We start from the raw sequence: 7,903 nt of genomic DNA, 5'->3' as shown, positions 1-7,903 counted from the left end.
GATGATGCGGGTCATGGCCGACTTGCCCCCACCTGGCGGCTACGCCGCCTGTCCGCCCCCATAGGGGGCGGAGGACGACATGCGCGCGACCTCTTCCCCCTATGGGGGAAGACGACCGCGAAGCGGTCCGTAGGGGGCAAGTGGATCATGCTCACCGCCCCAACTCCTGCAATCCCGCCTTGATCAGCGCCTGAACCGTCGCCTCTTCACCCAGCTTCGCCGCCGCGGCCTCGACCACGCGCCGCGCGTTCACTTCAGCCACGCCCAGGCCCATCAGCGCCGCCACGGCGTCGCCGGTCGGGGCCGGCTTGGCCGGCGCGGCGGCCGCCGAGGTCGGGGCGCCCATGAACACCGGTCCGTCGGTGATCGGCTTGCCTTTCAGCTCGGTGACGATCCGCAGGGCCAGCTTGGGCCCGACGCCCGAGGCTCGCCCCACTGCGGCCTTGTCCTCGCGCGCCACGGCGCTGGCCAGCTCGGCCGGCGACAGCACGTCCAGCACCGCCATGGCCGCCTTGGGCCCCACGCCCTGGATGGCCTGCAGCAGCACGAAGGCCTTGCGGTCCTCGCGGCTGCCGAAACCGTAGAGGCGCAGGCCGGCGCTCTCGCTCCACTGGCTCTCGATGTGCAGCAGGGCCTCTTCGCCGAGCGCCGGCAGGCGTTGCAGGGTGCGCGAACCGCAGCGCACGACATAGCCGACGCCCATCACGTCGATCAGGGCCTCTTCCTCGCCGACCTCGGCCACCGCGCCGCGTAGACGACCGATCATGCCACTCTCCGATTGGCGACGCGCAGGTTGGCGTGGGTGATGGCGACGGCCAGGGCGTCGGCGCAGTCGGCCGTGGTCTTGCCGGCCGTGGGCAGCAGGCGGGCGATCATGAAGCCGATCTGGGCCTTGTCGGCAGCGCCCGTGCCGACCACCGCCTTCTTGACCAGTCGGGTCGAATATTCGGCCACCAGCAGCCCGGCGCGCGCGGGGGCGATCAGGGCGGCGGCGCGGGCGTGGCCCAGCTTCAGGGTCGACTGGGCGTTGGTGTTGAGGAACACCTCCTCGACCGCCGCCTCGTCGGGCCTGTGCTCGTCGATCACCGCGCAGATGCCCTCGAACAGGTGCAGCAGGCGCGCGGCGAACTCGCCCTTCTCGTCAGGCACGATCACCCCGTGGGCGACGTGGCTCATGCGCGAGCCCTCGATACTGATCACGCCCCAGCCGGTGCGGCGCAGGCCGGGATCAAGCCCCAGGATTCGGATCGGGATGCGATTCGCGTTCATCATGTGTTCTCGCACCATCGCCGGTTTTCCGATCAAGGAAAAGGCGCGACTTCCCTAATGAAACCTTAAGCTTGCCGGCGAGAAGGGCGCGGTTTGACGTCGGCCGATTGTCAAATCGCCCGATAGGCGTCACAGACCCGCGGTCAAGCTTTCAGGAGGCGCGTAGATGTCAGCGATCGTGTTCATGGCGGGCTTCGCCGCCGCGTGGTGGGTTATGGGTCTGGGGCTGCATGCGCCCGTCGGCCAGTTGGCGGTCGGGCCGATCGTCTCCGTCGCCATGATCCTGTTCGCCCGCCGGCGATTGAAGAACGCCCCGCCCGCGTCGGACGCCTGGGCGGCGCGCCGCCGTCGCATCATCGGGTGGGCCCTGGGCGGCGAGGGCGCGGCCATCGCCTTGGTCAGCCACCTGATGGTCAAGGCCGGTCTGGTCGCCTTCATCGTCCCGGCGGTCGCCATCATCGTCGGCCTGCACTTCCTGCCGCTGGCCAAGCTGTTCAAGGTTAAGGTCTACTATGTCGCCGGCGCGCTGATCACCCTGGCCGGCGTCGCGGGCCTGGCGGTCGATGCGCCGCACCGGGCGTTGGTCACCGGCCTCTCGGCGGCGGCTTTGCTGTGGCTCACCTGCGCCTACAGGTTGGCGTTCGAATCCGGTTCGCGGACCGCCGTTCCGACCATCTGACCCGTCAGGCCGGGTTCAGCACCGGCGCGCAGAACAGCCGCGCCAGCAGCAGGGCCTCGACGGCCGCCGCATCGACCGACACGCAAAGCTCGGCGTTCGGCTCGCCCTCGATGCGCTCGATGCGGCCCAGGTGTTCGCCGTCGGTCATCACCCGCAAACGCACCGGCTCGAAGGTGAACAGCGACGGGGCCACCAGGCTGGCGGCGGCGACCGCGTCGTGCGGGTGGCAGCCGTCCGCCACGCCCCAGACCCGCTGGTGGAAGGCCATGTAGGGGCCCATGGCCTTGTTCAGCCGCACCGACAGCGGCGAGCCGCAGGTGGTCGCGCCCTGGGCCATGGACTGGGCGGTCAGGGTCACCTGAGCGCTGATGTCCAGCGGCACGAGGCGCGGCATGACCCCGCGCTCCAGCACCCGGGCCAGGGCCTCGGCGTCGCTCCAGCTGTTGAAGTCGGCGCCGCCCGCCGCCTTGCCCTCGACGGCGAAGGCGCCCGCCATGATGGTCGGCCTCCAGGCCTTGAAGGCGCCGGGGTCTTCGAGCAGGCCCTGGGCCAGGTTGGTCAGCGGGCCCAGGAACAGTCCCGCCACCTTGGCCCTGGCGCGGAAGGCCAACAGGCTGCCGCCCTGCCCCCGGTCCAGTTCGGGCAGCTTCCATCGCTGCGAAAAACCGGCGCCGTTCAGGCCGTCGACGCCGTGGGCCGGCCGCATCCGCTCGACGCGCCGTTTGGCCACGCCGGAGCCCGCGCCGATATAGACCTCGGCCGGACAGCCCGCGAGGCGCAGCACGCCCCGGGCGTTGGCGGCGGACTGGTCGACATAGGTGTTGCCGAACACCGCCGAGACCGAAACGATCTCCACCGCGTCGCGCGAGCGCGCCAGCATGGCCAGGGCCAGGGCGTCGTCCACGCCGCAGTCGGTATCGATGTGCAAGCGCAGCGGCATGGGGAGAGCATAGCCCGGCCGGCCGGGCGCCGGGAAGCCGCCTGAGCGCCCGGCGTTCAGCCTGCCTCCGGATGGGGCGCCCCCAGGATCAGCAGGGCCGGCGGCAGGCAGCAGGCCACGGCCACGGCGAACAGCCAGGCCGCCGTGCGAAAGGCCTGGAAGCTGCCCACCGCCAGGCGACGGTGCAGCCAGCGGGTCTGGACGCTGAGGTACCAGGCGACCGCCGCCAGGCCGATCGCCCCGCCCGCCAAGCGGGTCGAGGCGGCCTGCGAGGCGATCAGGATGACGGCGACCGACAGCGACAGGGCGAACGGGGCGGCGCACAGGCACTGGAGCTCGAACGGTTCGCGCAGGGTGGCGTGGTCGACGGGCCGGCCCTGGCGCCGCAGCGTGCCCGCCGCCATCACCAGCGGAAACAGGCTGAACGCCACCGCCCGGAACAGCAGCGTGCCCAGACCCGAGGACGCCGCCGTCTCGTCCAGCGCGCCGCGCAGGAACAGGTCCAGGGCGTGGGCCAGGAGGATGGAGATCAGCAGGAACAGCGGCGGGCTGACCAGGTCGGGCGGCTGGCCGGCCTCATCCCGACCTTGCGACGCGCCCAGGGCCTCGGCCGGCCACAGCAGCACCCGCCAGAGGGTGCGCGGGTAGAACAGCAGCCCGGTCATCACCTCGTAGAGGATTTCCCCGATCGTGCGGAAACGAAGGCGTTCCATGATGCTCCCCAGCCTGATGGACCGGGAACCAAACACTCCAGCTTGCGAAATCCGCTCAGGCCGGGACGTGCGCTTGTGAAAAATCAGGGAAAYCCCTGATTTTTGGTCCTTAGGAAGCTGTACCTTCCCTCTCCCCTTGCGGGAGAGGGTGGCCCGCGTAGCGGGTCGGGTGAGGGGTCGATAAACGCAAACGCCGCGCCCAGCGGTCAGGCTGGGCGCGGCGTCAGAGATTTGAGAGACCCCTCATCCGTCGGCTTCGCCGACACCTTCTCCCGCAAGGGGAGAAGGAATAGCGGCCCTAGCCCAGCTTCGCGGCGTCCTCGTCGCTGATCTCTTCGTTCGAATAGACGTCCTGGACGTCGTCGTCGTCGTTGAGGGCGTCGAGCAGCTTCATCAGGGTGACCACGGCGTCGCCGGTGACCGGGACCTGGCTCTTGGGGCGCCAGGCGGTCTTGGTGTTGCTGGCCACGCCGAACTTGGCTTCCAGGGCGGCGGCCACGTCGTTGAGGTCCTCGAAGGCGGTGTAGACGATGTGGCCCTCGCCCTCCTCGTCCATGTCCGACACGACGTCGTCGGCGCCGGCCTCGATGGCGGCTTCCATCATGTCGTCCTCGGACGCGACCTTGGCCGGATACGAGACCTGGCCGACGCGGTCGTAGTTGAAGGTCACCGAGCCGGTGGCCCCCATGTTGCCGCCCATCTTGGTGAAGTAGGAGCGGACATTGGCGGCGGCGCGGTTGCGGTTGTCGGTCAGCACCTCGACGATGATCCCGACGCCGCCGGCGGCGACGCCTTCGTAGCGGATCTCGCTGTAGTCGGCCGCGTCGCCCATCTGCGACTTCTTGATCGCGCGGTCGATGACGTCCTTGGGCAGGCTTTCGGCCTTGGCGTTGTTCACGGCCAGGCGCAGGCGCGGGTTCATGTTGGGGTCGGGCAGGCCCGCCTTGGCCGCCACGGTGATTTCCCGCGACAGCTTGGAAAACAGCTTGGAGCGCGCGGCGTCGGCGCGGCCCTTGCGGTGCATGATGTTCTTGAATTTCGAGTGGCCGGCCATTCGGAGGGCTCTTCTCTGATCTGCGATGTGAAAGTTAGGCGGCGCTTCTAGCGCTTGGCGCCCCATATTGTCATCCTCCAAGCTGCAAGGCCCGCCCTGGGGGAGCTAGATGACGCCGTCCGATTTCCTGTCCGAACCGTTCGACCCGGCCCGCATCGCGGCGCTCGAGGCGCAGGATCAGGACGCGATCCACGCGACCGACAGGCCTTCCGCGCTGGCGACGGGCGCCGCAGCGGCCGGAGCGCTGTCGACGGGCGCGGCCGCGCTGGGCGGCATGATGATCGGAGCGTTGGCGGTGGGCGCCGTGGCTGCGGGGTGGAGATCGACGAGCTTATTGTTCGGAAGGTGTCGGAACGGCGGCGCTAGGTCGCCACGGTCGGGGACACGCCCTTGCGGCGTGTCCCCATCGACCAGCGCCGAGCCCGCCAAGGGGACACGCCGCAAGGGCATGTCCCCGGTCGCGAAATTGATCCGCCCCTACGCCACCTTCAGCTCGACCTCGATGTTGCCGCGCGTGGCCTTCGAGTAGGGGCAGACCTGGTGGGCGGCGTGCAGCAGCTTCTCGGCTGTGTCGGCGTCGAGGTCCGGCGCGTTGAGGGTCAGGCGGGCGCCGACGTGGAAGCTGGTGTCGTCCTTGATCAGGTCGACCTCGACGTCGAGGCTGTGCTCGCCCAGCTTGACGCCCTGGCTGCGGGCCACCAGGCCCAGCGCGCCGAGGAAGCAGGCGSCGTAGCCGGCCGCGAACAGCTGCTCSGGATTGGTCCCCTSGCCGTTGCCGCCCATCGACTTGGGATAGCCCAGCTTGACGTCCAGGTGACCGTCGTCGGTCTTGGCGGTCCCTTCGCGGCCGCCGACGGCGTGGGCGCGGGCGGTGTAGATGGCGTCGGTCATGGGGGTGATCCTTGCGGGTTGAGGTCGCTGTGCGAACTTGAGGCCGAAGGTGTGACGGGCGCAAGCGCGGATGGATTGAAGGATAGTGCTCTAAAGAACCCTCTCCCGGAGGGGAGAGGGAGGGACCCGCGCGAAGCGTGGGAGGGTGAGGGGTCACGCCCTCAGCCGGAGCGCCGCGCCGATGGCCTCGGCCACACCGCCCGGGTCGGCCAGCACAACCTCGTTATCGAACCGCAAGACGCGATATCCGCAACCTTCGAGAACTTCGGTGCGAACCAAGTCATGGAGCTCACGGTCGCCATGCGACGGGCCATCGAGCTCAACAACGAGCTTGGCGTCCCAACAGGCAAAATCCGCGAAGTAGCGGTCGATTGGCGCTTGGCGGCGAAACTTGAAACCGTCGAGACGGCGGCCGCGCACGATCGTCCAGAGCTTCTCCTCGGTCAGGGTCTGGCCGCGACGCAGGCGGCGGGCGTTCGAGATCGGATCCACAGCGCGAGCTTGGATCAAATCATGAACATGACAAGCAAAGTAACGGGGATTTCGCTTTTGACAGTGTCACCCCTCACCCTCCCACCGCTGCGCGGCGGGCCCCTCCCTCTCCCCCTCCGGGAGAGGGTGTTTAAAGGGTCGGCACCGTCTCCTTCAGCCGCCCGCCCACGCGGATCGGCTCCACGCGGACCGCCAGGCCCGTGCGGTCGTCGGTCTCGACGAACACGCCGCAGACCGTGGCCGGGCCGCTGGCGGGGGTGTAGCGGCCGCCGCTGATCTTGGTGGTGAAGCGCCGCAGGGGCTCTTCCTTCTGGTTGCCGATCACGCTGTCATAGTCGGCGCAGGCCCCGGCGTCGGTCTGGTAGGCGGTGCCGCCGGGCAGGATCTGGGCGTCGGCGGTCGGCACGTGGGTGTGGGTGCCCACCACCAGCGAGGCGCGGCCGTCGCAATAGTGGCCCATGGCCATCTTCTCGGACGTGGCCTCGCAGTGCATGTCGACCACCACCGCGTCGGCCACCTGGCCCAGCGGGGCCTTGTCCAGCTCGCGGTCGGCGGCGGCGAACGGATCGTCCATGGCGTCCATGTGCACCCGGCCCAGCAGGTTGATGACCATGATGGTCCGGCCGCCCTCGGTCTGGAACAGGTGGCTGCCCCGGCCTGGGGCGTCGGACAGGATCGGGTAGTTGGCCGGCCGGATCAGGCGCGGCTCGCGCACGATGTAGGTCAGGGCCTCGCGCTGGTCCCAGCTGTGGTTGCCCAGCGTCAGGCAGTCGGCCCCGGCCTCGAACAGCTCGCGCGCGGTGTTCTCGGTGATCCCGAAGCCGGCCGCGGCGTTCTCGGCGTTGATGATCACGAACTCCAGCTGCAGCTGGCGACGCAGGGCGGGCAAGTGGTCGGCCAGGCCGTCGCGGCCCGACTTGCCGACGACGTCGCCGAAGAAAGCAAAACGCATGAAATCAGTCCTCTTGGACGGCGATATACTCGCTTTCCGTCAGGATGGCGTCCAATCGTTGGTCGTGGGGCTCATCGGGCAGGCCGTGTGTCTCCTGGCCCACATAGGCCAGGCCCAGCACGAAGACGGGCTTGCGGGCGCGCAGGGCCTCCAGCGCCCGGTCGTAATAGCCGCCGCCCTGGCCCAGGCGCCGTCCCTCGCGGTCGAAGCCCAGCAGCGGCGCGATCACCAGGTCGGGCTGGACGATCGGCTGCTCGGCGGCGGGCGCGACCAGGCCGACGGCGTCGCGGACCAGGGCCTCGCCCGGCGYCCAGCGGCGAAACACCATGTGGCCGCCCTGGCCTTCAGGGTCGGCGCCCTCGACGCTGGGCAGGGCCAGGGTCCAGCCGGCCTCGACCAGCCAGTCTGCCAGCAGGCGGGCGGGCAGCTCCGAGCCCAGGCCGTGATAGACGGCCGCCACCTTGCCTTGCGGATCGGGGAACCGCTGGGTCAGCGGCGCGCGGGCCACCTCGACGACTATCCAGTCGGCCTCGGGGTGCTCCAGCGCCAGTTCCTTGCGGCGGTTGCGGACGAACACCCGCAGGGCGGTCTTGGCGGCGGCGGGATCGTTGATCGTCATGCCGACAATGTAGGGGGAAGGTGGCGGCGCCGTGAAGAACCGTGAAGACGTTTCAATCCACTCGAACCTGTTAGTTACAGGTGGGCCCCGTGTTCCCGCAGCCACGGCCACGGGAGGGAACAGGTCCCGATAGAGAGATTAAGGTCCCTGGGAATAGAAATCTTCGACGAGGGCCACAGCAGACCCGCCGTTGGAGAAGATAGGCGTTCGGGACCCGTAATACCAGTGGGGTGTTGTCGCACTTGCCCCCTACGGGTCGCTTCGCGACCGTCTTCCCCCATAGGGGGAAGAGGA

The 7,903-nt window shown here is 69.3% G+C and carries 11 protein-coding genes; 2 read left to right on the top strand and 9 right to left on the bottom strand.

What is annotated here, in order from left to right; translation table 11 throughout:
• Positions 1-151: 151 nt before the first annotated feature.
• Positions 152-766 (bottom strand): Holliday junction branch migration protein RuvA, encoded by a 615-nt coding sequence (gene ruvA / locus AC1DZ6_RS18750; RefSeq protein WP_477098654.1) that lies wholly within the window; start codon positions 764-766, stop codon positions 152-154.
• Positions 763-1,284 (bottom strand): crossover junction endodeoxyribonuclease RuvC, encoded by a 522-nt coding sequence (gene ruvC, locus AC1DZ6_RS18745; RefSeq protein WP_477098655.1) that lies wholly within the window; start codon positions 1,282-1,284, stop codon positions 763-765. Before ruvC ends, ruvA begins: the two co-directional genes overlap by 4 nt.
• Positions 1,285-1,435: 151 nt before the next feature.
• On the opposite strand from ruvC, the gene AC1DZ6_RS18740 reads away from it, so the two are divergent.
• Positions 1,436-1,948, top strand: coding sequence for a DUF7010 family protein (locus AC1DZ6_RS18740; protein WP_477098653.1), 513 nt, complete (start codon positions 1,436-1,438; stop codon positions 1,946-1,948).
• A gap of 4 nt (positions 1,949-1,952) precedes the next feature.
• On the opposite strand, the gene AC1DZ6_RS18735 is transcribed toward AC1DZ6_RS18740, so the two are convergent.
• The 3 genes from AC1DZ6_RS18735 to AC1DZ6_RS18725 all read right to left on the bottom strand — a co-directional run bounded on the left by AC1DZ6_RS18735 (position 1,953) and on the right by AC1DZ6_RS18725 (position 4,655).
• The gene (locus AC1DZ6_RS18735; RefSeq protein ID WP_477098652.1) at positions 1,953-2,888 is read right to left on the bottom strand and encodes a nucleoside hydrolase; all 936 of its coding nucleotides are present in this window, start codon (positions 2,886-2,888) and stop codon (positions 1,953-1,955) included.
• A 56-nt stretch (positions 2,889-2,944) separates the two neighbouring features.
• Complete coding sequence (locus AC1DZ6_RS18730; RefSeq protein WP_477098651.1) at positions 2,945-3,601, bottom strand: hypothetical protein; 657 nt, start codon at positions 3,599-3,601, stop codon at positions 2,945-2,947.
• A 298-nt stretch (positions 3,602-3,899) separates the two neighbouring features.
• The gene (locus AC1DZ6_RS18725) at positions 3,900-4,655 is read right to left on the bottom strand and encodes a YebC/PmpR family DNA-binding transcriptional regulator (protein WP_477098650.1); all 756 of its coding nucleotides are present in this window, start codon (positions 4,653-4,655) and stop codon (positions 3,900-3,902) included.
• 109 nt (positions 4,656-4,764) lie between these two features.
• Between AC1DZ6_RS18725 and AC1DZ6_RS18720 the strand changes: the two genes are divergently transcribed.
• Positions 4,765-5,184, top strand: coding sequence for a hypothetical protein (locus AC1DZ6_RS18720; RefSeq protein ID WP_477098649.1), 420 nt, complete (start codon positions 4,765-4,767; stop codon positions 5,182-5,184).
• Here AC1DZ6_RS18720 and AC1DZ6_RS18715 read toward each other — a convergent pair.
• From AC1DZ6_RS18715 to AC1DZ6_RS18700, 4 genes are all read right to left on the bottom strand, one after another.
• Complete coding sequence (locus tag AC1DZ6_RS18715; RefSeq protein WP_477098648.1) at positions 5,133-5,546, bottom strand: organic hydroperoxide resistance protein; 414 nt, start codon at positions 5,544-5,546, stop codon at positions 5,133-5,135. The genes AC1DZ6_RS18720 and AC1DZ6_RS18715 overlap by 52 nt on opposite strands.
• A gap of 153 nt (positions 5,547-5,699) precedes the next feature.
• Positions 5,700-6,038, bottom strand: coding sequence for an endonuclease domain-containing protein (locus tag AC1DZ6_RS18710; RefSeq protein ID WP_477098647.1), 339 nt, complete (start codon positions 6,036-6,038; stop codon positions 5,700-5,702).
• A 130-nt stretch (positions 6,039-6,168) separates the two neighbouring features.
• On the bottom strand, positions 6,169-6,990 hold the full coding sequence (locus tag AC1DZ6_RS18705) for a TIGR00282 family metallophosphoesterase (RefSeq protein WP_477098646.1): 822 nt from the start codon (positions 6,988-6,990) through the stop codon (positions 6,169-6,171).
• A 4-nt stretch (positions 6,991-6,994) separates the two neighbouring features.
• Positions 6,995-7,609 carry a 5-formyltetrahydrofolate cyclo-ligase gene (locus AC1DZ6_RS18700; protein ID WP_477098645.1) on the bottom strand — a complete coding sequence of 205 codons (615 nt, stop codon included), beginning with the start codon at positions 7,607-7,609 and terminating at the stop codon, positions 6,995-6,997.
• Positions 7,610-7,903: the final 294 nt, after the last annotated feature.

Source organism: Caulobacter sp. P1_B12_2 (genome assembly GCF_056406675.1).
This window is presented reverse-complemented; position numbering and strand designations above follow the sequence as displayed.